Raw genomic sequence first — 25,309 nt, 5'->3', positions numbered from 1 at the left:
TCAGGCCGTGATCCGGGCCGGCGCGAGGTAGTCGAGGGCCGCCGGTACGCCGGTCCGTAACCGGGCCAGGTCGACGGCGACCATGTGCTCGACGAGGGCGTCGAAGCCGACCCGGGCCCGCCAGCCGAGCGCGGCGGCCGCCGGCTCCGGGTCGGCGACGAAGGCCGCGGTGTCGGACGGGCGCAGCAGCGCCGGGTCCTGCACCACCCGGTCGCCCGGCTGACCCAGGCCGGCGGCCTCGAACGCGCGCTCCAGCAGGTCCTGCAGCGTGTGCACCCGGCCGGTGCCGAGCGGGAGGTCGAGCGGGACGTCGTGGGCGAGCTGGAGCCGCATCGCCTCGACGTACTCGCCGGCGAAGCCCCAGTCGCGGCGCACGTCGAGGTTGCCCAGGCTCACGCTCGCGCGGCGTCCGAGCGCGATCTCGGCGGCGCTGAGCGTGATCTTGCGGGTGACGAACTGCGGCGAGCGCAGCGGGCTCTCGTGGTTGTGCAGCACGCCGCACACGGCGAACAGGTCGTGCTCGGCGCGCGCCGCGCGGACCACCTCGTCGGCCGCCGCCTTGGCCCGGGCATAGGGGCTGTCGGCGGCCGTTCCGTGGACCTCCGCCGAGGAGGCCTGGAACAGCCGGGCGTCGCGGCCGCGCCGAGCGCGCAGCCGGAGCAGGGCGGCGACGAGGTGCTCGACCGGCGCGGCATTGGTCGCCGCGGTCCGCTCGGGCTCCTCCCAGCTGCGTCCCACCGAGCTGAGAGCGGCCAGATTGTAGACCTCGTCGGGCTCGACCGCGGCCACCAGGGCCTCGAGCGCCGTGCCGTCGCGGACGTCGACCGGGCGCAGGTCGACGTCGCCGAGGTAGACCCGGCGCGGGTCGTCGGCGGCGAAGCCCGGCGCGACCGTGCCGACGACCACCATGCCGGAGGCGCGCAGCGAGCGGGCGAGGTAGATCCCGTCCTGCCCCGCGACACCGGTGACGAGGGCGGTACGCACGCGGCCACTGTACCCACGCGGCCACCGGTCCGACCGGGCCATCGCGCCGGGATCTTCGTCCCGGTTTCGCGACCCGCTCCGGATTCGCGGATCGAGGCCGTGACGCACCCGGGGGCGTCTCGTTGGTCCAAGGACGCTGGGGGGCGGATCCAATCGATAGAGGAGTGCTCATGAACTCGGGCCCAGTTGATGTTCTCGTCGCCGGCGGCGGCGGATTCATCGGAGGTCACCTCGTCGCCGACCTCCTCGCCCAGGGCAAGACCGTGCGATCGGTCGACGTGAAGCCCCTCGACGAGTGGTACCAGGTGCACCCCGACGCGCAGAACGCCGTCGCGGACCTCTCGCTGCTCGAGCAGGCCGAGGAGGCCACCAAGGGCGCCCGCGAGGTGTACATGCTCGCCGCCGACATGGGCGGCATGGGCTTCATCGAGAACAACAAGGCGCTGTGCATGCTGACGGTGCTGACCAGCACCCACATGCTCCAGGCAGCGCAGAAGTACGACGTCGAGCGCTACTTCTACTCCTCCTCGGCCTGCGTCTACGCGGCCGACAAGCAGACCGACACGTCGGTCACCGCGCTCAAGGAGTCCGACGCCTACCCGGCCATGCCGGAGGACGGCTACGGCTGGGAGAAGCTCTTCTCCGAGCGGATGGCCCGCCACTTCCGGGAGGACTTCGGCCTGACCACCCGCATGGCCCGCTACCACAACGTCTACGGCCCCGAGGGCACCTGGACCGGCGGCCGCGAGAAGGCGCCCGCGGCGGTGTGCCGCAAGATCGCCGAGGCGGTGATCTCCGGCAGGCACGAGATCGAGATCTGGGGCGACGGCGAGCAGACCCGGTCGTTCATGTACATCGACGACTGCGTCCGCGGTTCGCAGATGATCCTCGCCAGCGACCTGGAGGAGCCGATCAACCTGGGCTCGGCGGAGCTGGTCTCGATCAACCAGCTCTACTCCATCGTCGAGGAGATCGCCGGCATCAAGTGCGAGCGGAAGTACGACCTCTCCGCCCCGCAGGGCGTGCGCGGGCGCAACTCCGACAACACCATGATCAAGGACGTCTTCGGCTGGGAGCCGTCGATCAGCCTCGCCGACGGTCTCGCCAAGACGTACGCCTGGGTCTACGACCAGGTCAAGCGCGCCCAGGGCTGAGCGGGCAGACGGCACGGTGCGGATCCTCGTCCACGACCACAGCGGGCACCCCTTCCAGGCCGAGCTCAGCCGCGAGCTGGCCCGGCGCGGACACGACGTCACCCACTCCTACGTGGAGGGCTACGTCTCCGGGAAGGGGCGCCTCGCGGCGGCGCCCGGCGAGCGGATCACCTTCGAGGGCATCGGCGGCGCCCGTCCGGTCGACAACCAGCGGCTCGCCCAGCGCCTCGTGCGGGAGGTGAGCCGGGGCTTCCACCTGGTGCGCCATGTGCGCCGCGTGAACCCCGACATCGCGATGATGTCCAACGTCCAGATCCCGACCTTGGTGATCTTCGCGTTCGTCATGGCGGCCCTCCGCCGGCCGTGGGTCCTGTGGCACCAGGACGTGTACGCCGTCGCGGTGCGCTCCTTCGCCGGCAGCAAGCTGCCGCGGCGCTTCGCGCTCGTCGCCTGGGCGTTCGAGGTGGCCGAGCGCTGGTGCTCCCGGCGTGCGGCGGCCATCGTCGTGATCGCGCCGTCGTTCGTGCCGGTCCACGAGAAGTGGGGTACGGCCGACAAGGTCACCGTCATCCCGAACTGGGCGCCCCTGGACGAGATCGTGCCGACCGAGCGCACGAACGACTGGGCGGTCGAGAACGAGCTCGACGGCGTCGCGACCCTGCTGTACTCCGGGACGCTGGGCCTCAAGCACAACCCCGCGCTGCTGGTCCGGCTGGCCCGCGAGGTCCGCGACCGCGGCACGCAGGTGCGCCTGGTGGTCGTCAACGAGGGCCCCGCCGTGGAGGTGCTGCGCGCGGAGGCCGAGCGCCTCGACGTACCGGTCACGCTGCTGCCCTTCCAGCCCTACGAGCGGCTGCCGGAGGTCCTCGGCAGCGGTGACGTGCTCGTCGTCCTCCTGGAGCAGGAGGCCGGCGCGTTCTCGGTCCCGTCCAAGACGCTGTCCTATCTGTGCGCCGGGCGGCCGGTGCTGGGCCTGATGCCGGGCGAGAACCTCGCCTCGGCCCTGGTCACGCGCGCCGGAGGGCTGGTCCTGCCTCCGCAGGACGACTCGCTCGCCGAGGCCGCGGCCTGGGTCGGCAAGGTGGTCGAGGACGCCGACCTGCGCGTCGAGCTCGGGGAGGCCTCCCGGGACCTGGCGGAGCAGGAGTTCGCACTCGAGGGATGCGCCACCAGGTTCGAGCGCCTGCTGGCCGAGCAGGCGGGGGTCGCGGCGAGTGATCGGCAATCCCTCGCAAAGTTTGTCTGAGATCCGTATCTCAACGGCTCCCCCGTCGTTGAGAGGTTCGCGGGACAGCCTCACCCGCATTCGGGGACACATCTCTGCTGGAGGTAACGGGTGAAGAAGCGGACGTTCGACGTCGTCGTCATCTGCCTGACCGCTGTGGTGTGGGTGCCTGTCGTGGCCCTCTCCGCGCTGGCCGTGCTGGTGCTGTCCGGTCGACCGATCTTCTACAGGTCGCGGCGCTGGGTGGGGCCCGGCACCGCCATCCAGATGGTGAAGCTGCGGGTCATGGTGCCGAACGCCAACAAGGTGACGGCGCCGGTCGAGGCGGGACGCTTCCTGAACACCCCGCCGGACTCGCCGCTGTACACGCCGGTCGGCCGGGTGCTCGACCGGCTCGGGCTCAACGAGATCCCGCAGTTCATCCACGTGCTGCGCGGCGAGATGAGCATCGTCGGCGCCCGCCCGCTCACCGACGTCGTCCGCACCGCCCTCAGCGAGCAGCACGGCGACATCGACTCCCGCTGGGTGACTCCGGCCGGACTGACCGGCCTCCCGCAGCTGATCGGCCGGCACGACATCGACGACCAGCAGCGGCTGGCCCTCGAGTCCGCCTACTCCCTGCGCACGGCCACCGCCCCGAGCCTGCGGCTGGACTTCATGATCCTGCTGCACACGGTGCTCATCACCTTCGGGCTGCGCAAGCCGATGACCTACGAGAAGGCGATGCGCCTCGCCGAGCCGCGCCGTCACCGGGTGCACGCGCCCGAGCTGGCGCACCCGCGCTACGTGGCTCCGGCCGCCGCCGAGGCCGACGTGGCCTGAGCGCACCGACGACGACATACCACGAACCCCGGGCCGTCGGCCCGGGGTTCGTGGTGTGTGGTCGTCGCGTACGACGGGCGCGCTCAGCGCATCCGGATCGCGAGGTGCCCGAAGTAGTGCCAGGCCGACGCCAGCACGTCGTACTCGCGCATGTACGCCGAGCAGTAGTTGTCGAGCGCCTGGAACTCGTTGAGCACCGAGGAGAACTCGTCGAAGATCACGATCGTCCCGGGCACCAGCAGCGCGTCGAGGCGGGTCAGCACGTAGAGCGCCGACGAGTACAGGTCGGAGTCGACGTGCAGCACGAGCTGGCCCTGCGGCTCGAACTTCTCCAGGAAGGAGTCGAGCGTGTGCTGGAACCAGCCGGGCACGAACGAGACCCGGTCGTCGTCGATGTCGGGCAGGGCGCCGTCGACGTCGAAGTGCGACTTGACCATCTGGCCGTCGAAGCGCTTCCAGTCCTCCGGCAGGCCCTCGAAGGAGTCGAAGCCGTAGAAGCGCGACTCCGGGTTCTTGTTCAGGCTCGACCAGTGCCGGATCGACTCGCCCTGGAACACGCCGAACTCGAGATAGTCGATCGGGGCGTCGCCGATCAGCTGGGCGTGCACGTGGTCGTACATCTCGGTCCGCTCGGCGAACGCCGGCGTGCCGTCCGGGACGTGCTCGCGGCGCCACGTCTCGATCTTCGGGAGGTTGACCAGGGTGTCGAGACGGCGGCTGTCGACGCCCACCTTGGCGATCGCGACCTTGGACTTGATCCGGAAGCCGGCGAGGGCGCTGTGGAGGGAACGTGCCACGGGAGTGCTCCTGTCGATGGGGGGAGGGCAGGTCAGTGGTCGCGGACCACGAGGACGTCGCACTGCAGCAGGCGCCCGGTGGGGTCCGAGAACCCGGTCTCGAGGCTCTGCAGCCGGTAGCCGTGCTCGCGCAGCACCGCGACGGTCTGCTCGGCGAGCTGCTGGCCCTCGTAGAGCTCGACGAAGGAGACCTCGAGCTGGAGGCCGTCGAAGCGTCCGAGCAGCTCGCCCGCGCCCGCCATCACCTCGGCCTCGTAGCCCTGGGTGTCGATCTTGAGCAGCGTGCGGGCCGGGTCGACGGCGTACTGCTCGACGAGCGCGGCGACCGTGGTCACCTCGACGCGCTCGACCGCGACGTACGCCGAGTCGGGCGCGCCGTCGAGGTGCGCCTGGGTCATGCCGAGGATGGAGGAGGAGTACGAGTTCGCGGCGACGTTGATGTCGGTCTGGCCGGGCTCGCGGCCGACCGCGGCGTTGACGGTGTGCCAGTGCGGGTCCTTCGCGGCGCGCCGCGACAGCTCGCCGTAGGCCCCGGACAGGGGCTCGCAGCTGACGATCCGGCCGGCGTAGCCCGAGCGGCGCAGGCCGAGGGCGTACTGGCCGACGTTGGCGCCGACGTCGAGGACGGTGTCGATGCTGCGGGACTCGAGAGTGCGGGCGACCTGGCGCGTGAACACGCCCCGGCTCACATCGAGGTCGAGGCGGTGCAGCCCGCCGCGGACGGCCAGCTTGGCCCGCTCGCGCAGGCGGTTCTTCAGGCTCTGGTCGGGGCCGTTGCTCATCGGGGGGTCTCCGTCACGGGGGTGGCAGGAAGGGCGGTCGAGGACGCGTCGTTCGGCTCGTCCGGATGGTCCGGGTCGGTGTCGCGCTCCTTGCGCATGTTCATCGCCAGGAGGATCACCGGCGCCATCGGCACCCAGAGGGTCCGGTCCTCCAGGGCGGGGACGGTGGGTGTGATGGCGATGAACGCCCACGCCAGGTAGGCGATGCGCCGATTGGGATGGGTGCCGATGATCGGCCGCGCCAGCACGAAGAGCACGATGAGGTAGCCGAGCAGCCCGACCACGCCGATGCTCGCGGCGACGCCGAGCACGACGTTGTGGACGTAGATCGCCTCGGCGAACCCGTTCCCCACGATCGGGTGCTGGAAGAACATGTCGATGCCGAAGTCCTGCGCGTTGCTCCGCGCCTGGTCCGCCACCAGCGCGTCGCCCGTTCCGGCCAGCCGCGCCAGAGCCGAGGTGTCGCCCGTCGAGTCGATGAGCAGCGGCAGCGAGAAGACGCCGATCGCGAGGGCCAGCGCCAGCACGAAGCCCTTGACGGCCGAGCGCTCCACGAACGGCACCATGATGATCAGGCCCGCGACCACGGCCGCCGCGGCCCGGCTGCCGCTCGTCACCACCGACAGGACCGCCGCACCGGCGCAGGCGGCGACGACCAGCCGGTACCAGACCGACTCGCCCCGCCGCCACAGGTACATGAGCGCGGCGAAGGCCATCACGCCCGCCTCGCCGAAGGCGTTCGGATGGTGGGTGAGGCCGACGCTGCGGCCGGCGATCGACTCGCCCACCGGGGAGTAGAGGGTGCTCAGCGTGTGCCCGGCGACATAGCTCCACAGCAGCAGGTCGACCGTGCGCCAGCCCGGCGACCAGATCGCGAGCAGGCCGACCAGCCCCACCAGGACGATCAGCCACTGCACGAACTGGAGCACGCTGATCACCGGCGCCGGGGAGAACACCGTCGAGAGCGTGCCGGTCGTCAAGATGATGAGGACGCCGACGACATAGCCGAGCGGCAGGCGCACGGGCCGACCGATGACGGTCGGCAGCAGCAGCACGACGGCGATGCCGAACACGAGGTCGGTGGGCGTGATCGGCATGTCCTCGCTCGGGGCGAGGCCCTTGTACATCGGGGCGGTCGCGAAGGCGGCGACCATCGCCAGCAGCGCCATCCGCTGGCGTCCGATGACGGCGAGCGCCGCGACGAACCCGGCCACCGCCACGCCGAGCGCGGCCGCGATCGGGCCGCGCGCCGAGGCGGCCGCGAGGACGACGGCCAGCAGGACCACGAGGACCGTCACCACGCGGCGCTCGACGACGCCGGTGCTGCCGTCGCCCCTGGCCGCCGTGGGCGGTCGGGCGGTGGTCTGGTTCGGCACTGGTCTCCTCGTCGGCTCCGCTGTCGTCGTACCGACAACGGCGGAAGGGAGTCTAGGCGACGCGCGACTTCCGCCGCGGCGGATCAGCCACCCGCGAACGGAGGCAGGAACTCCACGGTCTCCCCCGGCCGTACGACGACTGCCGCCGGGTCGCCGGACGAGACGGGGCGCTCCCCCACGAGGACCGAGCAGACGCCGACGACCTCGGCCAGCCGGCTCTCGGGGTGCCGCGCCACCACCGCGTCGCGCAGCTCGGTGAGGGACACGGGCCCGTCGACGACGACGTCCTCCTCCGCGATCCCGGCCGCCGCGCGGGCGGCGGCCCAGTACCGGACCCGGATGACCTGTGTCTCACTCACCTCGACGACCCTTCCCCGTTGACTGTGTATTTCGGTATCGTCCCTCACCTGAAAACTGGCCGGGGCCCAACGTTGCGTTTCGGTGTCGACTCGGTGCCGCCGTCACACGGCGCGCCGGCGAGGAGGCCAGCGTGAACCATCCCACGACGTTCCCGCACTGCCCCGCTCCGCCCGCCCGGCGGCCGACCTCGCGGGGGCCCCGATGAGCACGCTGCTGCTGCTGACCAGCGCCCTGCAGCCCTCGGCCGAGGTGCTGCCCGGTCTCGCGCTGCTCGGCCACCAGGTGCGCATCCTGCCCGCCGAGGGCAGCGCCCTGCTGGACGCACCCGACTCCGACCTCGTGCTGGTCGACGGGCGGCAGGACCTGGCCGGAGCCCGGGACCTGTGCCGACTGATCCGCACGACCGGCACCGACGTCCCCGTCGTCCTCATCGCGACGGAGGGCGGCCTCGCCGTCGTCCACCACGACTGGGGGATGGACGACGTCGTCCTGCACACCTGCGGGCCGGCCGAGCTCGAGGCCCGGATCCGGCTCGCGATCGGACGCCTCGCCGCGGCGCGCGACGCGGCCGATCCCGACGCCCACCTGATCCGCTCCGGGGAGGTCGTGGTCGACGAGGCGACCTACACCGCGAAGGTCGGCGGGCGCGCGCTCGACCTCACGTTCAAGGAGTTCGAGCTCCTCAAGTTCCTCGCCCAGCACCCCGGCCGGGTGTTCAGCCGGCAGCAGCTGCTGCAGGAGGTCTGGGGCTATGACTACTTCGGCGGCACCCGCACCGTCGACGTCCACGTCCGCCGGCTGCGCGCCAAGCTGGGCCCCGAGAACGAGACCCTCATCGGCACCGTGCGCAATGTCGGCTACCGGTTCGTGCTGCCGAGCAAGGACGACGCCGCCGCGGACGAGTCCGCGAGCTCGCGGGTGACGGCCGAGGGCTGAGCGTCCTCGGCCCCCTCGGCCCACTCGGCCCCCTCGGCCGTGGCCATCGCTCACCGGTTCTCCGTGGCGGCGCCCTTCTCGTCGAACCTCTCCTGCGGGTGCATGAGGCGCACCACCTGCTCGCGCAGCGCCGGCCCGAGCTCGCCCCACCCGTCCTTGTAGCCGTAGACCGACGCGAGGGAGCGGGCGTCGTAGTCGCCGTTGAAGATGTCGACGTCGGCACAGGTGATCAGCGACGGATGGGCCACGCCGACCGCTGCCGAGACCCGGGTCAGCTCCTTGCGCAGGGTACGCAGGTAGACCGCGCACCGCTCCGCCTTCGAGTCCGGGTCGAGCCCCCGCACCAGCCAGGGGTTCTGGGTGGCCACCCCCGTCGGGCAGTGGTCGGTGTGGCACTTCTGGGCCTGGATGCACCCGATGGAGAGCATCGCCTCGCGCGCGACGTTGATCAGGTCGGCGCCGAGCGCGAACGCGACGACCGCGTTGTCGGGCAGCCCGAGCTTGGCCGAGCCGATGAAGGTCACGTCGTCGGTCAGCCCGAGCTCGGCGAAGGTGGCGTAGACCCGCGAGAAGCCCATCCGGTAGGGCAGCGAGACCGCGTCGGCGAAGATCAGCGGCGCCGCGCCCGTGCCGCCCTCGCCGCCGTCGACGGTGATGAAGTCGACGCCGCGCTCACGCGGCGACATCAGTCGCGCGAGCTCCTCCCAGAAGTCCATCGCGCCGACCGCGGACTTGATGCCCACCGGCAGCCCCGTCTCGTCGGCGAGCATCTCCGCGAAGTCCAGCATCGAGTCCACGTCGTGGAAGGCGGTGTGCCGCGACGGCGACGAGCAGTCCTTGCCCTCCGGGATGCCACGGATCCGGGCGATCTCGGCCGTCACCTTCGCCGCCGGCAGCAGACCGCCCAGGCCCGGCTTGGCGCCCTGGCTGAGCTTGATCTCGAGCGCCTTGACCGGCGCGCTGGCGATCATCTCCTTCAGGCGCGGCAGCGAGAACGCCCCGTTCTCGTCGCGGCAGCCGAAGTACGCCGTACCGATCTGCACGACGAGGTCGGCACCGTTGCGGTGATAGGGCGAGATCGCCCCCTCGCCCGTGTTGTGCAGGCACCCGGCCGCCGCCGCGCCCTTGTTGATCGCCGTGATCGCGTTCGACGAGAGCGACCCGAAGCTCATCGCCGACACGTTCACGACCGAGCCCGGGCGGAAGGCCTTCGCCCGGCGGCGCGGGCCGCCGAGGACCTTGGCCGAGGGCAGCGTCCAGTCGTGGTCCTGGTCGCTGGGGAGCCGGTCGGCGAAGGTGCGCTGCTTGATGTACGCCTGGCCCTGCACGTGCTCCACGTCGGCGTCGGTGCCGAACCCGAAATAGCTGTTCTCCTCCTTGCTGGAGGCGTAGATCCAGGTCCGCTGGTCGCGGCTGAACGGCCGCTCCTCGTCGTTGCTGGTCACGATGTACTGGCGCAGCTCCGGGCCGATCCGCTCCAGCCAGTAGCGCGCGTGACCGATCACGGGGAAGTTGCGCTGCAGGGCGTGCTTCTTCTGGGCGAGGTCACGGGCGGCGAGCGCCCCGAGCGCCACGGCGGCCCCGCCCACGGCGTGGCTCAGCTTCATGCAGCAGTCCTACCGTGACGCAGCGTCACGCGCAAACGCCTGGCGAGGAGCCGGATAACGTGGGGCGGGTGACCTCGGCACTGGACCTGCTCTCCGACCGGCCCGCCCTCGACGCGATCGCCCGGGTGCGGGAGGCGAGCCGCGCGGTGGACGGCACCGACCCTCTGGACGAGGCGGCCGTCCTGCGTCTGCGGCACCACGGGCTCGCCGGCATCGGCGCCTGGGTGAGCGAGGAGGCCTTCGCCCTGCGCCGGGGGACCGAGCTCGACCTCGCGGTCGCACCCGCGGCGCGGGGACGTGGGCTGGGTGCGGCGCTGGGCGAGCTGGCCGTCACCGAGCCTGGGCTGCTGACCGCGTGGTCGCACGGCGACCACCCGGCCGCCGCCGCGCTCGCCGCACGCTGGGGGTTCGCCCGGACCCGCGAGCTGTGGGTGATGCGCCGGCCCGCCGGCGTACCGCTGCCGGCGGTCGAGCTGCCCGCGGGCGTCCTGATCCGCGACTACGGATCGAGCGACGCCGAGGCGCTGCTCCGGGTCAACGCCGCGGCGTTCGCGCACCACCGCGAGCAGGGGGCGCTCGACGCGGCGGGGCTCGCCGAGCGGATGGCCGAGCCGTGGTTCGACCCCGCGGGGCTGCTGCTCGCCGTCGACGAGGAGGGCGACCTCCTCGGCTTCCACTGGACCAAGCAGCACGACGCCGCCCTGGGCGAGGTGTACGTCGTCGGCGTCTCCCCCACCGCCCAGGGCCGCGGACTCGGCCGGGTGCTCACGGTCGCCGGCCTGCACCATCTCGCGGCCCGGGGCGTCGCCGAGGTGCTGCTCTACGTGGAGTCCGACAACACGCCCGCACGCCGGCTGTACGAGGATCTGGGCTTCCAGCATGCCGCCGCGGACACCCACGTGCAGTACCAGCGCCCGGAACTCTCCGCGTAACCCCATGACTGCTGAGTAGATTTACCCATCATGAGCTCTGTCAGCGACGGCGAGCCGGATCCCGAGGGCTCCCGGCTCGCTGGCGCGCGTCCTGGCCGCGGTCGGGGACGGAAGGGTCTGTGGCGGCGCCACGACGACGAGCTCCCGGCCGTCGGCGACCTCGAGCCCGAGGACGTGGAGGAGTTGCTGCGGCGCAGCAACACCTCGGTGCCCCCCGAGGACGAGGGCGGCGACGAGGGGAACGGCACGGACGACGCGGCGGCGGGCGACGCGGACATCGTCTCGCGGGTCGGCAACCGGTCCGGTGTCGCGCCCGACACCGGCGACGCCGACGACATCGACTGGGACGCGATGGTCCAGCCCCACGCGCCCGTCGCGGACGACGACCGCGACGCGGCCGGCTCCGACCGGTTCGGCCCAGGGCCCGCCACCGACTGGGCGAGCGTCATCGACCGCTCCCTGAGCCGGCCGAGCCCGGAGATCGCGCCGCACGAGGTCGCCGACGCGGACCCACCCACCGAAGCACTCACCCCGCCGACCGATCCGCCCAGCAGCGGGTTCTGGATCGACGCGCGCCGTGACGAGGCGCCGGAGGCCGCCGCCTCCCCGCAGGCCGACCCCCTCAGCGGGGAGTTCTGGATCGACGCGCGCAGCGAGGAGACCGCGGGGGCTGCGGCGCAGGACGTCACTCCCGACCTCGACAGCCCCGTCGACAGCCCCGTCGACAGCCCCGTCGACGCCGACGGCCCGTCCGCGCCGGCCGCGCCGGCCGGTCCCGCGGACGCCACGCCGGACCCGGCGGAGGGCGAGCCGGAGCCTCAGGCGCCCTCGGCGCCCCGCGTCCACCGCGCGACCGACGAGGAGGCGGGCCAGTGGGTCATCGCCGCCGCCGTCGACGGCGGGTTCTCCGAGCCCACGCCCGTCCCCCAGCCCAAGGGCCTGGCCCGGCTGCGCCGTCGCCCGGGCGCGGGCGCCGCTCCGCGCCCGGAGGCCCGCCCGCTGCCGGAGGTCGTCGAGCCTCCGCTGCTGGAGGAGCCGATCCCGCACATCGACCGCTCCCAGGACGTGCCGCGCCGGCCTGAGGAGGTCCTGGCCCACGCCCGGGCCGAGATCGAGGCCGAGCTGGTGGCGCCGGCGGAGACGGCGGACGGGGCCGAGCCCGGGGAGACGGGCACGCGCGACAACGCGGAGGTCGTCGCCGCCCTGGCCGCGCGGCTGCGCCGCGACGCCGAGCTCGCCGCGGCCGAGCAGGCCGCGGAGCGCCTCGCCGCGGAGGAGGCCGCACGCCTCGCCAACGAGGCGCGCGCCGAGGCGGACCGCCTGGCCAACGCCGCCTCCGCGCGCCGCGAGGAGGCCGAGCTCCATGCGATCGAGCAGGCCCGGCTCGCCGCCGAGGCCCACGCCGCCCGCGAGGCCGCCGAGGCCCGGGCGCGGGTGATGGCCGAGGCCGCCGCGGTCAGCGCCGCCGAGCACGCCGAGTTCGCGCGCCGCGTCCTCGAGGAGCGAGCGGCCGCGGAGCGGACGTCCGCGGAGATCGCCCAGGCCCGGGCGCTCGCCGAGGAGGCCGCCCGCCAGCAGGCCGCCCTCGCACAGGACGCCCACCGCGCGGCGGAGGCCGCCGAGGAGCGAGCGCGCCTGCTCGCCGACCAGGCGGCCGCGAGCGCGGAGGAGCACGGCGCGCTGGCCCGTCAGGCCGTCGAGGAGCGGGCGATCGCGGAGCAGGCCGCCGCCGAGCACGCCCGCCTCGCGCAGGAGGCCCAGGAGTCACGTCGCGCGGCCGAGCAGGCCGCCCTCGAGCAGGCCGAGCTCGCGCGGCTGGCCCTCGAGACCGCGGAGGCGGCCGAGCGCCGGGCCGAGGAGGCCGCCGCGCGCGCCGAGCAGCAGTCCGCAGCGCGGGTGGCCGCCGACGAGTCCGCCATCGAGCTGGCCCGCCGGGCCCAGGAGGCCCACGAGGCCCGACGCCTCGCCGAGGAGGCCGCGCGCCAGCAGATCGAGCTCGCCGCCGAGGCACAGGCGGCCGCGGCTTCCGCGCACGCCTCCGCAGCCGAGCTGGCCGCCGCCCATGCGAGCACCGTCGAGGCGCTGCGCTCCGACCTGGTCCAGGCCGAGGAGCGCGCGCTCGAGCACGCCCGCGCCCGCGCCGAGGCCGAGGCACGGGCCGCCGAGCTGGCGCGGGAGCGGGAGCGGGCCCTCGCCGACGCCGCCGCGTTGGCCCAGCAGGTCGCCCAGATCCGAGCCCATCTGGGCCCGGACGCCCCGCTCGAGCCGCCGGTCGTGCCCGCGGCCGACCTGCCCGCGTCCGCCGCGCCGGAGCCGGTCGTGGAGCCGGAGCCGGTCGTGGAGCCCGAGCCCGTCGTGGAGCCGGAGCCGGTCGTGGAGCCGGAGCCGGTCGTCGAGCCCGAGCCCGTCGTCGAGCCCGAGCCGGTCGTCGAGCTCGAGTCGGTCGTCGAGCCGGAGCCGGTCGTCGAGCCCGAGCCGGTCGTGGAACCCGAGCCCGTCGTCGAGCCCGAGCCCGTCGTCGAGCCCGAGCCCGTCGTCGAGCCCGAGCCCGTCGTCGAGCCCGAGCCCGTCGTCGAGCCCGACCCGAGTCCCGAGCCGGACCGGGGCGACCGCATCGACGAGCTCATCGAGGCCGAGCCGGCCACCGACGTGCCGCCCGCCGGTGACCTCGCCGCCCAGATGGCGCAGATCCGCGCCCGCCTGGCCGAGGAGAGCGTCCCGCTCCCCGTCCTGGAGCCGGAGGCGCAGCAGCCGATCGACCCCGATGCGCTCGGCGGGCACGCCGAGCGGTCGCCGTCGCTGCTGGAGCAGTGGCGCGCCGGGGCGAACGTGTCCGCGGAGAGCGAGCAGGCGGCCGACGAGACCGAGGAGTTCCTCGACGACGTCGAGACCCGCGATGCCGCCGTCGACGACCACGACCCGCTCACGGCCCCGCTCACCGAGGTCGACCGTCGCGCGCAGGCCGCATCGGTCCCCGAGGCCGAGCCCCTCGTCGAGCCGGAGCCCGTCGTCGAGCCGGAGCCGGTCGTCGAGCCGGAGCCCGTCGTCGAGCCGGAGCCCGTCGTCGAGCCCGAGCCCGTCGTCGAGCCCGAGCCCGTCGTCGAGCCCGAGCCCGTCGTCGAGCCGGAGCCCGTCGCCCAGCGCGAGCCGAGCCCCGCCCCGGCCGCCGCTGCCCCGGTCAAGCGCGTCCCCTTCCACGCCAAGCGCGGCAGCGACAGCCTGGCCCCGCTCGCCATCCTCATCGCCATCGGGCTCGCGGCCATGGTCGGGCGGATGGCGATCAAGGGCACCCTCGCCGACGACATCGCCTTCAGCGCGACGTTGACGGTGGTGGCCGCCGTGCTGCTCGGCTACGCCCTCAAGGCGAGCAACTCCTCGCGCAGTGTGCACATCGACGAGACCGGCGTCCTCAAGGTCACGCAGGGCGACACGAACAGCACCTTCGACCTGACCAGCCCGAACACCAAGATCGAGCAGACCGGTACGCCGGGCTCCCGCACCTGGCGTGTCCTCATCCTGCGCCGCAGCATGTCGCCGGTCGTGATCGACAACCGGATGGTCGACGCGCACACCTTCCTGGAGGCGCTGCGCCAGTGGCGTCCGGACCTATGACCCACGACGTCGACCCGGTGGTCGCGCTCCGGCTCGAGCGCGACGACCTCGCGCGCCGCCTCGCCGAGAGCCAGGACGAGGTGGCCCGGCTGCGTGCGGAGCTCGCGAGCGCTCGCGCCGAGCAGGACGAGACCCTCTCGCTGTTCGAGGGCGAGCCGCTGGCCGGCGACCGGCTCACCGGCGACGGGAGCGACCCCCGCGTGCTCTCGATCGTGCTCGGCGCGACGGCCGTCGTCGCCGGGATGGTCGTCCTGCTGACCGTCCTCAACGGCAAGATCGGCACCCCGTTCGGCATCGCGATGGTGCTCGTGACCATCGCGCTCGCCTGGGCCGCCGCCCGCACCCGCGTCGTACCGGTCGAGGTCAGCGTGGTCCGCGGGATCGTCTACATCGAGCAGGGCGAGAGCACGCACCGCTTCGACCTGCGCAAGCCCGAGACCCGGGTCGAGATGGTGGGCCGACCGGGCGATCGGGACTGGGCGGTCCGCTTCCCCCGCAAGGGCATGGAGCCGTTCGTGATCGACGCCTCGATGGTCGACGCCGAGGAGTTCGTCCGGCAGGTGCGCGAGCACCGCCCCGAGCTCTGAGCCGGCAGCTGTAACTAACTGTTGTTGCCACTACCTGACCCGTAGACCGGTGCGGTAGTGGCAACGACAGTTAGTTACAGCTGGCCTCCCCCGCCGCCCTCACCCGGATCCGAGCGCCGCCCGCAGCCGCCCCGCGATCTCGCGTACGGCGGCCCGGCTGCTGCGGCCCACGCCGAGGATGTTCAAGAACCCGTGGATCTGGTCGACATAGCGCCGCAGCTCGACGTCGACGCCGGCGTCGGCGAGGCGGCGGGCGTAGTCCTCCCCCTCGTCGCGCAGCGGGTCGAAGCCGGCGGTGACGACATGGGCCGGCGCGAGGCCGGCGGGGAGGTCGACGTCCAGCAGCCTGGTGCGCTCGTCGGCCTTGTCCTCGGGCCGGGGCAGGTAGGTCTCGTTGAACCAGGCCATCGACTCGGCGGTGAGGTAGAGGCCCTCCCCGAACAGGCGCAGGCTCTCGGTGTCCCGGGCGTTGTCCACGCACGGGTAGACGAGCAGCTGGAAGGCCAGGGGCAGACCGGTGCGCGCCGCGACGATCGCCGTCCAGGCGGCGATGTTGCCGCCGGCCGAGTCGCCGGCGACGCCGATCCGCGCGGGATCGGCCCCCAGCTCCTCGGCGTGCTCGTGCACCCAGCGCAGCGCGGCCTCGGCGTCGTCGAACGCCGCGGGGAAGGCCGCCTCGGGGCCGACCCGGTACTCCACGGCCAGGACGCGGACGCCGGACTCCTCGGCGAGCAGCCGGCACGGCGCGTCATGGGAGACGAGGTCGCCGTACAGGAAGCCGCCGCCGTGGAAGAAGACGAGCAGGCCCGAGCCCGACGGCCGGGACGGCACGTAGAGGCGCGCCGGCAGGTCGGCGACGGCGAGGTCGCGGATGCTGCCGATCGGCTGCCGCCCGCCCACCAGGACCGCGTTCTCGCGCATGTCCGTGCGCCCCTTGACCAGGCTCGTGCCGGCCAGGTCGCTCTTGCGGGCCAGCCGCTGCAGCCGCAGCATCACCTGCAGGTCCGGCGCGAGCGTCTGCCCGTCCAGCACCAGGGGCCGCCCGGAGATCAGTCGCTGCGCCTGCGGCGGCAGGCCCATCAGCGTCGCCAGGGCACGGGACTCGACCGCGGATCGGATGCTCACGCGCTCAACATACTTCGGGTACGCCGCCCCGGCCGGGCCCGTCCATCGTCACCCGCCGTTCACCCGCGGGTGCCACACTCGCGACATGTCGCCCGAGCCGCAGCCGACGTCCCTCCTGCCGGAGGCCGAGACCGGCGTGCCGGTGGCCGTCCCCGACCTGGAGCCCGCGGACGACGGGTACGTCCCCGACCCTGAGCTGGTCGCCCGCATCGCCGCCACCGACCAGCGCTTCTTGGACCGGGAGCTGTCCTGGCTGCGCTTCAACGAGCGGGTCCTCGAGCTCGCGGAGGACACCGAGCTGCCCCTCCTGGAGCGGGCCCGGTTCCTTGCGATCTTCACCAGCAACCTCGACGAGTTCTTCATGGTCCGGGTGGCGGGGCTCAAGCGCCGCATCGCCACGGGCCTGGCGGTCCGGGCGGCCAGCGGCCTGATGCCGCTGGAGGTGCTCCAGGCGATCTGGCGCCGCTCGGAGGACCTGAGCCAGCGCCAGGCACGGCTGTTCCACGACGAGATCATCCCCGCGCTCGGCGCGGAGGGCATCGAGATCGTGCGCTGGAGCGAGCTGGACCGCGAGGAGCAGAAGGAGTGCAAGCGGCTCTTCAAGGAGCGCATCTTCCCCGTCCTCACCCCGCTCGCCGTCGACCCGGCCCACCCGTTCCCGTACATCTCCGGGCTCTCGCTCAACCTCGCCGTCGTGCTGCGCAACCCGAAGACGGGCAAGGAGCTCTTCGCCCGCGTCAAGGTGCCCTCCAACTTCGACCGCTTCGTGGCGCTCGGCAACGCCCGGTTCGTGCCCCTCGAGGACGTCATCGGCGCCCACCTGCGCCGGCTCTTCCCCGGCATGGAGGTGCTGGAGGCGCACACCTTCCGGGTCACCCGCAACGAGGACCTGGAGGTCGAGGAGGACGACGCGGAGAACCTGCTGACAGCACTCGAGAAGGAGCTGCTGCGCCGCAAGTTCGGCCCGCCGGTGCGCCTCGAGGTCGAGGAGTCGATCGCGCCCTCGGTCCTCGAGCTCCTGGTCTCCGAGCTCGACATCAGCGAGAGCGAGGTCTTCCGCCTGCCCGGGCCGCTCGACCTGCGCGGACTGCACTCGATCGCCGACCTGCCCCGCGAGGACCTGAAGTACCCGTCCTTCGTGCCGAGCACCCATCCCCGGCTGGCCGAGTTCGAGTCCTCCGCGCCCGTCGACGTGTTCAAGGCGCTGCGCCGCCGCGACGTCCTGCTGCACCACCCGTACGACTCGTTCGCCACGTCGGTGCAGCGGTTCATCGAGCAGGCGGCGGCCGACCCGCACGTGCTCGCGATCAAGCAGACCCTCTACCGCACCTCCGGCGACTCCCCCATCATCGATGCCCTCATCGACGCCGCGGAGGCCGGCAAGCAGGTGCTCGTGCTGGTGGAGATCAAGGCCCGCTTCGACGAGCAGGCCAACATCCGCTGGGCGCGCAAGCTGGAGCAGGCCGGATGCCATGTGGTCTACGGCCTGGTGGGCCTCAAGACCCACTGCAAGCTGGCCATGGTGGTCCGCGACGAAGGCGAGCAGGCGGGCGGCATCCGGCGCTACACCCACATCGGCACGGGCAACTACAACCCGAAGACGTCGCGGATGTACGAGGACCTGGGCCTGCTGACGACCGACGAGACGATCGGCGAGGACGTCGCCCACCTCTTCAACAACCTCTCCGGCTGGTCGCGCAAGGCCACCTACGACGAGCTCCTCGTCGCCCCCGACTCGGTCCGGGCAGGGCTCGTCGACCAGATCCACGCGGAGATCGAGCACCACAGGGCCGGGCGGCCCGCCGGGATCCGGTTCAAGGCCAACTCGGTCGTCGACGAGGAGACCATCGACGCGCTGTACCTCGCCTCCTGCGAGGGGGTTCCGGTCGAGCTCCTCGTGCGGGGCATCTGCGCGCTGCGCCCCGGCGTCCCCGGGCTGAGCGAGAACGTCCGCGTGCGCTCCGTCCTCGGCCGCTTCCTCGAGCACAGCCGGGTCTTCTCCTTCGAGGGCGGCGGCACGCCGACCACCTGGATCGGCTCCGCGGACCTGATGCACCGCAACCTCGACCGGCGCGTCGAGGTCCTGGTGCGCCTGCCGGAGGCCAGCCGCGACGACGTACGCCGCCTGCTGGACCTCGCGTTCGCCCCCACGACCCAGGCCTGGGAGCTCGGCTCCGACGGCGAGTGGAAGCGCAACTCCGGCGAGGTGCACCTCCAGGAGCGCCTCATCGAGCAGCAGCGCCGCCGTCGTACGACGAGCTGAACCTGCCCCTGACCTGCGACAACGCGTCGCAGTGCTCCGCGCCACAGCCGCAGCGGCGGCCCGCAGTTGCGTTCACGCGCTCGTGGTCCCCTAGCATGAGGCCGTTCGCCACCGCCTCAACGGGAGTCCATGTGGGTCTACGTCTGCGTCCGGTCGATACCTCCTTCTACGACCTCTTCACCCAGTCGGCCAACCACCTGGTGGGTGGGGCCGAGCTCCTCGCGGAGATGCTGTCCGAGACCTCGGACAAGGCAGGCGTCGCCGAGCGGATGCGTGCCGCCGAGCACGCCGCCGACGAGACGACCCACGAGATCGTCAAGAAGGTCAACAGCACCTTCGTGACGCCCTTCGACCGCGAGGACATCTACGCCCTCGGGTCGGGCCTCGACGACGTCATGGACATGATGGACGAGGCGGTCGACCTGATCCTCCTCTACGAGGTCGAGTCGCTGCCGCCCGAGCTCTCCGAGCAGGTCGAGGTGCTCCAGCGGTGCGCCGAGCTGACCGCGTCCGCGATGCCGCGCCTGCAGTCCATGAAGTCGCTCGACGACTACTGGATCGAGATCAACCGCCTGGAGAACACCGGCGACCGCAACCACCGGCGGACCCTGGCCAAGCTCTTCTCCGGCGAGTACCCCACCATCGAGGTGCTCAAGCTCAAGGACATCGTCGAGTCGCTCGAGGGCGCCATCGACGCCTTCGAGAAGGTCGCCAACACGGTGGAGCAGATCGCCGTCAAGGAAAGTTGATCCCGAACCCGTGGACATGACCCTCGCGATCGTGATCACGGTCGTCGTCGTCGCCCTGGTCTTCGACTACACCAACGGCTTCCACGATGCAGCCAACGCGATCGCCACCTCTGTCTCGACGCGCGCGCTCACGCCGCGCGTCGCGCTCGGCCTCGCCGCGATCATGAACTTCGTCGGCGCCTTCCTCGGACAGAAGGTCGCCCACACGGTGAGCGACACGATCGACCCTCCCGACACCAACCACGGTCTGATCATCGTGATGTCAGGGCTGATCGGGGCGATCGCGTGGAACCTGATCACCTGGTACTTCGGCCTGCCGTCCTCCTCCTCGCACGCCCTCATCGGCGGCCTGGTCGGCTCGGCGCTGGCCGCCGGGGTCGGCGTCTCGTGGAGCACGGTGCTCGAGAAGGTCGTCATCCCGATGTTCGTCTCGCCGCTGTTCGCCTTCGGCATGGGCTTCCTGGTCATGCTCGCGCTGCTGTGGATCTTCCGGAAGGCCAACCCGCACAAGGCCAACCGCGGCTTCCGGATCGCCCAGACCGTCTCCGCTGCCGCGATGGCGCTGGGCCACGGCCTGCAGGACGCCCAGAAGACGATGGGCGTGATCTTCCTGGCCCTGCTGACCGGCGGGTACGTCGGCGCGAACGACGAGCTGCCCCTGTGGGTGATCTTCTCGGCGGCCGCCGCGATCTCGGCCGGCACCTGGGCCGGCGGCTGGCGGATCATGCGCACCCTGGGCCGCCGGATCATCCACCTCGACCCGCCCCAGGGCTTCGCGGCGGAGTCGGTGGCGGCGTCGGTGCTGTACACCACGGCGTACGTCTACGAGGCTCCGATCTCGACGACGCACACCATCACCTCCGCCGTCATGGGCGTGGGCGCCACGAAGCGCCTGTCCGCGGTGCGCTGGGGTGTCGCGCGCACCATCCTGGCCGCATGGGTGCTCACCTTCCCGATGGCCGCGTCCGTGGCCGCGCTCAGCTACGCGATCATCCACGGCATCACCCGCCTCTGAGGCGGCTCACCCCACCGTGAGGCTGTAGCCGCGGCCCCGGATCCGGCGTACGTCGGCGACCTCGCCGAGCCGGCTGCGCAGCCGGGTGACGTGCATGGCGATGGTGTTGCCCCCGGGCCGCCGTCCGTCGCTGCCCCACAGGGCGGCGCGCAGCTCGTCGTCGGTGACCACTCCGGGCGAGGCGAGCATCAGCGCGCGCAGCAGCTCGAACTCCTTCAGAGGCAGGTCCGCGATCCGCTCGCCGTCGACCCGCACGCTGTAGGCGGTCGCGTCCAGCACGAGCGGCCCGACCTCGAGCCGCGCGTGCTCGGCGAGCGAGCGCGGCGCGTGGGTCAGCAGCTCCCACAGGTGCTGCGGCGCGTACGGTCGCAGCACGACCGCCGAGGCCCCGGCGAGCATGAGCGGCCCCACACCGTCCGCTCCCGAGCTCTCCAGCCTGCACGCCCCGGCGATCACGTACGGCGCGCCGTGCTGCCGGATCACGCCGACGAACTCAGCGGCCGGGATCCCCGGCGCCTCCGGGGTCACCACGACGGCGTGGGGGTCGGTCCGGCCGAACTCCACCAGCCCGTCCAGGGTCGAGCCGACCCAGGTGACATGGACGCCGCGCCCTGCCATCGCCTCGGCCAGCGCGCCCCCGTCGTCGCTGGGGTCGACCACCAGGAGCTGTGCCCCTGCCGACTCGACCCAGCGGTGGAGATAGGCGCGCACCGACTGGCGACGGGCGTCCCGACGCCCGTCCGAGGTGCCCATCATCGCCCGAGACGGCCGGCTCAGCCGAAGCGACCGGAGATGTAGGCCTCGGTGGCCGGGTCGTCGGGATTGGCGAACATCTTCTTGGTCGGGTTGAACTCGACCAGGTGGCCGGGCTCGCCGGTGGCCTTGAGGTTGAAGAAGCCGGTCTCGTCCGAGACGCGCGCCGCCTGCTGCATGTTGTGGGTGACGATCACGATCGTGAACTCGTTCTTGAGCTCGTGGATCAGGTCCTCGATCGCCGAGGTCGAGATCGGGTCCAGGGCCGAGCAGGGCTCGTCCATGAGCAGGACCTGCGGCTCGACGGCGATCGCGCGCGCGATGCACAGGCGCTGCTGCTGACCACCGGAGAGGCCCATGCCCGGCTTGTTGAGCCGGTCCTTGACCTCCTTCCACAGGTTCGCCCCGCGCAGCGACTTCTCGACGACGTCGTCGGCGGCGGACTTCTTCATCTTGCCCGCGTTGAGCTTGAGCCCGGCGAGGACGTTGTCGTAGATCGACATCGTCGGGAAGGGGTTGGGGCGCTGGAAGACCATGCCCACCTGGCGGCGTACGGCGACCGGGTCGACGCCGGGCTCGTACAGGTCCTGGCCGTCGACGACGATCTTGCCCTCGACCCGCGCGCCCGGGATCACCTCGTGCATGCGGTTGAGCGAGCGCAGGAAGGTCGACTTCCCGCAGCCCGAGGGCCCGATGAAGGCGGTGACCGCGCCGGCGCGGATCGTCATGTTGACGCCCTCCACCGCGAGGAAGTCGCCGTAGTAGATGTTGACGTCGGAGACGTCGATGCTCTTGGCCATGGTTCTCAACCCTTCTTGGGCGCGAAGATCTTGCCGATGATGCGCGCAACGAGGTTGAGCACCATCACGATGACGATGAGGATGAAGGCGGCGCCCCAGGCGATCGCCTCGGCGGGGGCGTCGCCCCGCAGGTTCTGGCCGTAGATGAGGACCGGGAGGGTCGTCATCGCGCCGTCGAACAGGTTCATGTTGGTGCGGTCGGTGGCGCCGGCGATGAGGAGCAGCGGCGCGGTCTCGCCGATGACCCGGGACACCGCGAGCGTGATGCCGGTCAGGATGCCGCCGAGGGCCGTCGGGAGCACGATCCGCACGATCGTCTTCCACTTCGGCGTGCCCAGTGCGTACGCCGCCTCGCGCAGGTCGTCGGGCACGAGCAGCAGCATCTCCTCGGTGGCCCGGACCACGATGGGGATCATCAGCAGGGACAGCGCCACCGAGCCGCCGATGCCGGACACATAGGCCGGGCCGAAGAGCAGCGTGAAGAGGGCGAACGCGAACAGGCCGGCGACGATCGACGGGATGCCCGTCATGACGTCGACCAGGAAGGTGATCGCCTTGGCGAGCTTGTTGCCCTTGCCGTACTCGATCAGGTAGATCGCCGCCATCACGCCGACGGGCACCGAGATGACCGCGGCGCCGAGCGTGATCAGCAGGGTGCCGATGATCGCGTGGTAGACGCCGACCGGCTGGTCGATCTGCGTCTTGAAGAAGGAGTAGCTGAGGAAGACGCCGTCGACCCGCTCCGCCCCCTTGCTGATGACGCGCCAGATCAGCGACACCAGCGGCACCACGGCGATGGCGAAGGCCGTCCAGATCAGGCCGGTCATCAGGCGGTCGGTCGCACCGCGCCGGCCCTCGACGCCCAGCGACCAGACCGGCAGCACGACGAGGAAGGCGAGCACGCCGAGCACCACGGCGCTGACGACGCCGACGCCGAGCACGAGCAGCAGGGCACCGAACGCCAGAGCGATCACCCCCACGATCGCGGGGGCCTGGCGCGGGAGCCGCGGCTGGACGAGCGGGACGTGGACCCGGGTCTGGACCTCTTCGAGGGTGCTCATCGGGGTCCCCTTGGAGTTGCGAGCCGGAGGAGCGAAGCGGGGGAGACGAGGAACTTCATGGGGTGGTTCATCGTGCCATCCGCCTCTCGCTGCGGCCCACGATCCAGCGGGCGAGGAAGTTGACGAGGAAGGTCATCAGGAACAGCACCAGCCCGGTCGCGACGAGGACGTTGAGCAGGTCCGCGCTGCGCTCCTTGTACTTGAGCGCGATGTTGGCGGCGATCGAGGTCGGGCTCGAGGTGGCGATGATGTTCCACGACAGGTCGAAGCCGACCGAGAGCACCATGGTGACCGCCATCGTCTCGCCGAGCGCGCGGCCCAGGCCGAGCATCACGGCGGAGACCATGCCGGAGCGGGCGTACGGGAAGACCGTCATCCGCACCATCTCCCAGCGCGTCGCGCCGAGGGCGAGGGCGGCCTCCTCGTGCAGCCGCGGCGTGCGCGAGAAGACCTCGCGGGTGATGGCGGTGATGATCGGGAGGATCATGATCGCGAGCACGATGCCGGCGGTGAGCACCGAGCGGCCGGCGGGGTTCGGCTCGCCGAACAGGTTGCCCACGACCGGGACCGGCCCGAGCTTCTCGTGCAGCCACACGTGCATGGGCACCAGCTGCTTGGCGAGGAAGAACGCTCCCCACAGCCCGTAGACGACGGACGGTACGGCCGCCAGCAGGTCGATCACGTAGGCGACCGGCGCCGCGATCCACCGCGGCGCGTAGTGGCTGATGACCAAGGCGATGCCGAAGGAGAGGGGGACGGCGATGATCAGCGCGATGACCGAGGCCGTGAAGGTGCCGACGAGCAGCGGCACGACGTACCCGAGGAAGCTCTCGGCGTGCGGCCCGTACACCTCGGCCGGCTTGGTGAAGCCGGAGGCGCCCTTGGCCGCGAGGAAGACGAAGACGCCGGCCAGCGCGGCCAGGATGGTCAGGCCCGCCGCCAGGGCGGCGCCGGCGAAGACGCGGTCGCCGACACCGGCGCGCGCCTTGGCCCAGTTCGCGGAGGCGTCCTCGACCTCGGCGGGGGGTGCTGTCACTGCTGTCACCTCATGCTCGGGTGCTGCTCGGGGATGTGCCGTGAGGGGTGAGGACGCCGGTCGGGCGTCCTCACCCCTCACGCGGAGGTCACTTGGCGGAGATGCCCGCCACGATCTCCTGGGCCTGGCTGGCCGTCTCGGGCGCGAGCTGGGCGGAGCCGGCGAAGTCGGCCGCCTCGGCCTGGCCCTCGTCGGACACGATGTAGCTCAGGTAGCCCTTGACGTTGTCCGCCTCGGCCTGGTCCTCGTAGGTCTCGCAGGCGATGAGGTACGAGAGCAGGATGACCGGGTAGGCGCCCGCCTCGGTCGTGTTGCGGTCGACGTCGACGGCGATGTCGGTCTCGTCACGGCCCTCGACGGTCGGCGAGACCGCGACGGTCTTGGCGGCACCCTCGGGCGACGGGGCGACGTACTCCTCGCCGACCTTGACCGAGACGACGTTCAGGTCACCGGTCTGGCTGGCGTCGGCGTACCCGATCGCGCCCTCGGTGTCGCCGATCTGCTTGACGACACCGGACGTGCCCTCGGCGGAGAGACCGCCGGAGACCGGGAAGGCGTCCTCGGCCTCGTAGCCCCACGCGTCCGGCGCGACCTTGCCGAGGTAGTCGGTGAAGTTCTTGGTCGTGCCCGAGTCGTCGGCGCGGTGGACCGGCGAGATCTTCAGGTCGGGAAGCGTCACGTCGGGGTTCTGGTCGGCGATCGCCTGGTCGTTCCAGTTCGTGATCTTGCCGTCGAAGATCTTCGCGATCGTGGTGGCGTCGAGGTTGAGGGTGTCGACGTCCGGGATGTTGAAGGCGACCGCGATCGAGGAGATGTACGCCGGGACCTCGATGACGTTGCCGCCGCAGCGCTCCTTGGCGGCGTCGAGCTCCTCGTCGGCGATGTAGGAGTCGGAGCCCGCGAAGGACAGCGCGCCGCTGACGAACTGGCTGCGGCCGTCGGTCGAGCCGAGCAGGGCGTAGTCGATCGTGAGGCCGTCGTTCTGGCCCTGGAAGGCGGTCTTCCACGCCTCCTGCGCCTTCTCCTGCGACGTCGCGCCGCCACCCTTGAGGTTGCCGCTGAGGCCGCCGGACTCGCCGGTGTCACTGCCGCCGTCCTCGTTGGACGCGCCGCAGGCGCTCATCAGCAGGGCAAGGGCAGCGACGCCGGGGACGGCAGCGCGGCGGATGGACTTGAGGTTCAAGGAACTGCCTCTCGGAGGTGAGGGGCTGCGCGTTCCCGCCCCTCGTACGTACTGGACACCGGGGAAGTTAGGCAGCGTCGGTAACGCATCTCCCCGGTCGATCTGAACGAACGGTGAACACTGGCGGTCGGGGTGGGGGCACCCCGTGAT

The 25,309-nt window shown here is 72.0% G+C and carries 22 protein-coding genes; 10 read left to right on the top strand and 12 right to left on the bottom strand.

The annotated features are described in order from the left end of the window. Positions 1–984 carry a GDP-mannose 4,6-dehydratase gene (locus tag ACJ5H2_RS03140; RefSeq protein WP_408898105.1) on the bottom strand — a complete coding sequence of 328 codons (984 nt, stop codon included), beginning with the start codon at positions 982–984 and terminating at the stop codon, positions 1–3. 170 nt (positions 985–1,154) lie between these two features. Between ACJ5H2_RS03140 and ACJ5H2_RS03135 the strand changes: the two genes are divergently transcribed. The 3 genes from ACJ5H2_RS03135 to ACJ5H2_RS03125 all read left to right on the top strand — a co-directional run bounded on the left by ACJ5H2_RS03135 (position 1,155) and on the right by ACJ5H2_RS03125 (position 4,185). Further along, positions 1,155–2,138 carry an NAD-dependent epimerase/dehydratase family protein gene (locus ACJ5H2_RS03135; protein WP_408898104.1) on the top strand — a complete coding sequence of 328 codons (984 nt, stop codon included), beginning with the start codon at positions 1,155–1,157 and terminating at the stop codon, positions 2,136–2,138. 16 nt (positions 2,139–2,154) lie between these two features. Continuing rightward, positions 2,155–3,384 (top strand): glycosyltransferase family 4 protein, encoded by a 1,230-nt coding sequence (locus tag ACJ5H2_RS03130; RefSeq protein WP_408898103.1) that lies wholly within the window; start codon positions 2,155–2,157, stop codon positions 3,382–3,384. A 90-nt stretch (positions 3,385–3,474) separates the two neighbouring features. Further along, positions 3,475–4,185: a sugar transferase gene (locus tag ACJ5H2_RS03125; RefSeq protein ID WP_408898102.1), complete on the top strand. Its 711-nt coding sequence runs from the start codon at positions 3,475–3,477 to the stop codon at positions 4,183–4,185. An 83-nt stretch (positions 4,186–4,268) separates the two neighbouring features. On the opposite strand, the gene ACJ5H2_RS03120 is transcribed toward ACJ5H2_RS03125, so the two are convergent. From ACJ5H2_RS03120 to ACJ5H2_RS03105, 4 genes are all read right to left on the bottom strand, one after another. After that, complete coding sequence (locus tag ACJ5H2_RS03120; RefSeq protein ID WP_408898101.1) at positions 4,269–4,982, bottom strand: TylF/MycF/NovP-related O-methyltransferase; 714 nt, start codon at positions 4,980–4,982, stop codon at positions 4,269–4,271. A gap of 32 nt (positions 4,983–5,014) precedes the next feature. Further along, positions 5,015–5,764 carry an FkbM family methyltransferase gene (locus ACJ5H2_RS03115; RefSeq protein WP_408898100.1) on the bottom strand — a complete coding sequence of 250 codons (750 nt, stop codon included), beginning with the start codon at positions 5,762–5,764 and terminating at the stop codon, positions 5,015–5,017. Beyond that, a complete protein-coding gene (locus ACJ5H2_RS03110; protein ID WP_408898099.1) occupies positions 5,761–7,140 on the bottom strand; it encodes an O-antigen ligase family protein in 1,380 nt (459 codons plus the stop codon). The genes ACJ5H2_RS03115 and ACJ5H2_RS03110 overlap by 4 nt, the downstream gene beginning before the upstream one ends. Positions 7,141–7,223: 83 nt before the next feature. After that, positions 7,224–7,499, bottom strand: coding sequence for a MoaD/ThiS family protein (locus ACJ5H2_RS03105; RefSeq protein WP_408898098.1), 276 nt, complete (start codon positions 7,497–7,499; stop codon positions 7,224–7,226). Between the two features lie 202 nt (positions 7,500–7,701). Here ACJ5H2_RS03105 and ACJ5H2_RS03100 point away from each other — a divergent pair, with 202 nt between their 5' ends. After that, positions 7,702–8,436, top strand: coding sequence for a response regulator transcription factor (locus ACJ5H2_RS03100; RefSeq protein WP_408898097.1), 735 nt, complete (start codon positions 7,702–7,704; stop codon positions 8,434–8,436). Positions 8,437–8,486: 50 nt separating this feature from the next. Here ACJ5H2_RS03100 and ACJ5H2_RS03095 read toward each other — a convergent pair whose 3' ends face one another. Further along, positions 8,487–10,043, bottom strand: coding sequence for an FMN-binding glutamate synthase family protein (locus tag ACJ5H2_RS03095; RefSeq protein ID WP_408898096.1), 1,557 nt, complete (start codon positions 10,041–10,043; stop codon positions 8,487–8,489). Positions 10,044–10,111: 68 nt separating this feature from the next. Here ACJ5H2_RS03095 and mshD point away from each other — a divergent pair, with 68 nt between their 5' ends. The 3 genes from mshD to ACJ5H2_RS03080 are packed head-to-tail and all read left to right on the top strand — an operon-like array spanning position 10,112 to position 15,174. Beyond that, positions 10,112–10,975 carry a mycothiol synthase gene (gene mshD, locus ACJ5H2_RS03090; RefSeq protein ID WP_408898095.1) on the top strand — a complete coding sequence of 288 codons (864 nt, stop codon included), beginning with the start codon at positions 10,112–10,114 and terminating at the stop codon, positions 10,973–10,975. Between the two features lie 30 nt (positions 10,976–11,005). Next, positions 11,006–14,587: a hypothetical protein gene (locus ACJ5H2_RS03085; RefSeq protein ID WP_408898094.1), complete on the top strand. Its 3,582-nt coding sequence runs from the start codon at positions 11,006–11,008 to the stop codon at positions 14,585–14,587. Further along, positions 14,584–15,174 carry a hypothetical protein gene (locus ACJ5H2_RS03080; RefSeq protein ID WP_408898093.1) on the top strand — a complete coding sequence of 197 codons (591 nt, stop codon included), beginning with the start codon at positions 14,584–14,586 and terminating at the stop codon, positions 15,172–15,174. Before ACJ5H2_RS03085 ends, ACJ5H2_RS03080 begins: the two co-directional genes overlap by 4 nt. A 99-nt stretch (positions 15,175–15,273) precedes the next feature. On the opposite strand, the gene ACJ5H2_RS03075 is transcribed toward ACJ5H2_RS03080, so the two are convergent. After that, positions 15,274–16,299, bottom strand: a complete 1,026-nt coding sequence (locus ACJ5H2_RS03075; RefSeq protein WP_408898092.1) for an alpha/beta hydrolase — start codon at positions 16,297–16,299, stop codon at positions 15,274–15,276. An 85-nt stretch (positions 16,300–16,384) separates the two neighbouring features. Between ACJ5H2_RS03075 and ACJ5H2_RS03070 the strand changes: the two genes are divergently transcribed. The 3 genes from ACJ5H2_RS03070 (at position 16,385) to ACJ5H2_RS03060 (ending at position 20,326) form a co-directional block, all read left to right on the top strand. Further along, positions 16,385–18,562, top strand: coding sequence for an RNA degradosome polyphosphate kinase (locus ACJ5H2_RS03070; protein WP_408898091.1), 2,178 nt, complete (start codon positions 16,385–16,387; stop codon positions 18,560–18,562). 131 nt (positions 18,563–18,693) lie between these two features. Then, positions 18,694–19,311 carry a DUF47 domain-containing protein gene (locus ACJ5H2_RS03065; RefSeq protein WP_408898090.1) on the top strand — a complete coding sequence of 206 codons (618 nt, stop codon included), beginning with the start codon at positions 18,694–18,696 and terminating at the stop codon, positions 19,309–19,311. Positions 19,312–19,327: 16 nt separating this feature from the next. Continuing rightward, on the top strand, positions 19,328–20,326 hold the full coding sequence (locus ACJ5H2_RS03060) for an anion permease (RefSeq protein ID WP_408898089.1): 999 nt from the start codon (positions 19,328–19,330) through the stop codon (positions 20,324–20,326). A gap of 6 nt (positions 20,327–20,332) precedes the next feature. Here the strand turns inward: ACJ5H2_RS03060 and ACJ5H2_RS03055 are convergent, their stop codons facing one another. From ACJ5H2_RS03055 to pstS, 5 genes are all read right to left on the bottom strand, one after another. Next, entirely contained in the window at positions 20,333–21,082 is a 750-nt protein-coding gene (locus tag ACJ5H2_RS03055; protein WP_408898088.1) for a response regulator transcription factor, read from the bottom strand. Positions 21,083–21,099: 17 nt separating this feature from the next. Further along, positions 21,100–21,879: a phosphate ABC transporter ATP-binding protein PstB gene (pstB, locus tag ACJ5H2_RS03050; RefSeq protein ID WP_408898087.1), complete on the bottom strand. Its 780-nt coding sequence runs from the start codon at positions 21,877–21,879 to the stop codon at positions 21,100–21,102. A 5-nt stretch (positions 21,880–21,884) separates the two neighbouring features. Next, complete coding sequence (pstA, locus tag ACJ5H2_RS03045) at positions 21,885–22,940, bottom strand: phosphate ABC transporter permease PstA (protein ID WP_408898086.1); 1,056 nt, start codon at positions 22,938–22,940, stop codon at positions 21,885–21,887. A 67-nt stretch (positions 22,941–23,007) separates the two neighbouring features. After that, a complete protein-coding gene (pstC, locus tag ACJ5H2_RS03040; RefSeq protein ID WP_408898085.1) occupies positions 23,008–23,976 on the bottom strand; it encodes a phosphate ABC transporter permease subunit PstC in 969 nt (322 codons plus the stop codon). 88 nt (positions 23,977–24,064) lie between these two features. Next, entirely contained in the window at positions 24,065–25,159 is a 1,095-nt protein-coding gene (gene pstS, locus ACJ5H2_RS03035; RefSeq protein ID WP_408898084.1) for a phosphate ABC transporter substrate-binding protein PstS, read from the bottom strand. Positions 25,160–25,309 lie beyond the last annotated feature (150 nt).

The organism is Nocardioides pymetrozini (genome assembly GCF_046058985.1).
Lineage (GTDB): Bacteria > Actinomycetota > Actinomycetes > Propionibacteriales > Nocardioidaceae > Nocardioides.
Note: the sequence above shows the minus strand (reverse complement) of the source record. Positions and strands in the feature narration are given on the sequence as shown.

Excerpts from the sequence above, each read along its gene's own strand:
- pstA (WP_408898086.1), bottom strand. The coding sequence starts at position 22,940 with ATGAGCACCCTCGAAGAGGTCCAGACCCGGGTCCACGTCCCGCTCGTC.
- ACJ5H2_RS03070 (WP_408898091.1), top strand. The coding sequence starts at position 16,385 with ATGTCGCCCGAGCCGCAGCCGACGTCCCTCCTGCCGGAGGCCGAGACC.
- ACJ5H2_RS03095 (WP_408898096.1), bottom strand. The coding sequence starts at position 10,043 with ATGAAGCTGAGCCACGCCGTGGGCGGGGCCGCCGTGGCGCTCGGGGCG.
- ACJ5H2_RS03135 (WP_408898104.1), top strand. The coding sequence starts at position 1,155 with ATGAACTCGGGCCCAGTTGATGTTCTCGTCGCCGGCGGCGGCGGATTC.
- ACJ5H2_RS03060 (WP_408898089.1), top strand. The coding sequence starts at position 19,328 with ATGACCCTCGCGATCGTGATCACGGTCGTCGTCGTCGCCCTGGTCTTC.
- ACJ5H2_RS03100 (WP_408898097.1), top strand. The coding sequence starts at position 7,702 with ATGAGCACGCTGCTGCTGCTGACCAGCGCCCTGCAGCCCTCGGCCGAG.
- pstB (WP_408898087.1), bottom strand. The coding sequence starts at position 21,879 with ATGGCCAAGAGCATCGACGTCTCCGACGTCAACATCTACTACGGCGAC.
- ACJ5H2_RS03115 (WP_408898100.1), bottom strand. The coding sequence starts at position 5,764 with ATGAGCAACGGCCCCGACCAGAGCCTGAAGAACCGCCTGCGCGAGCGG.
- ACJ5H2_RS03085 (WP_408898094.1), top strand. The coding sequence starts at position 11,006 with ATGAGCTCTGTCAGCGACGGCGAGCCGGATCCCGAGGGCTCCCGGCTC.
- ACJ5H2_RS03055 (WP_408898088.1), bottom strand. The coding sequence starts at position 21,082 with ATGATGGGCACCTCGGACGGGCGTCGGGACGCCCGTCGCCAGTCGGTG.
- ACJ5H2_RS03080 (WP_408898093.1), top strand. The coding sequence starts at position 14,584 with ATGACCCACGACGTCGACCCGGTGGTCGCGCTCCGGCTCGAGCGCGAC.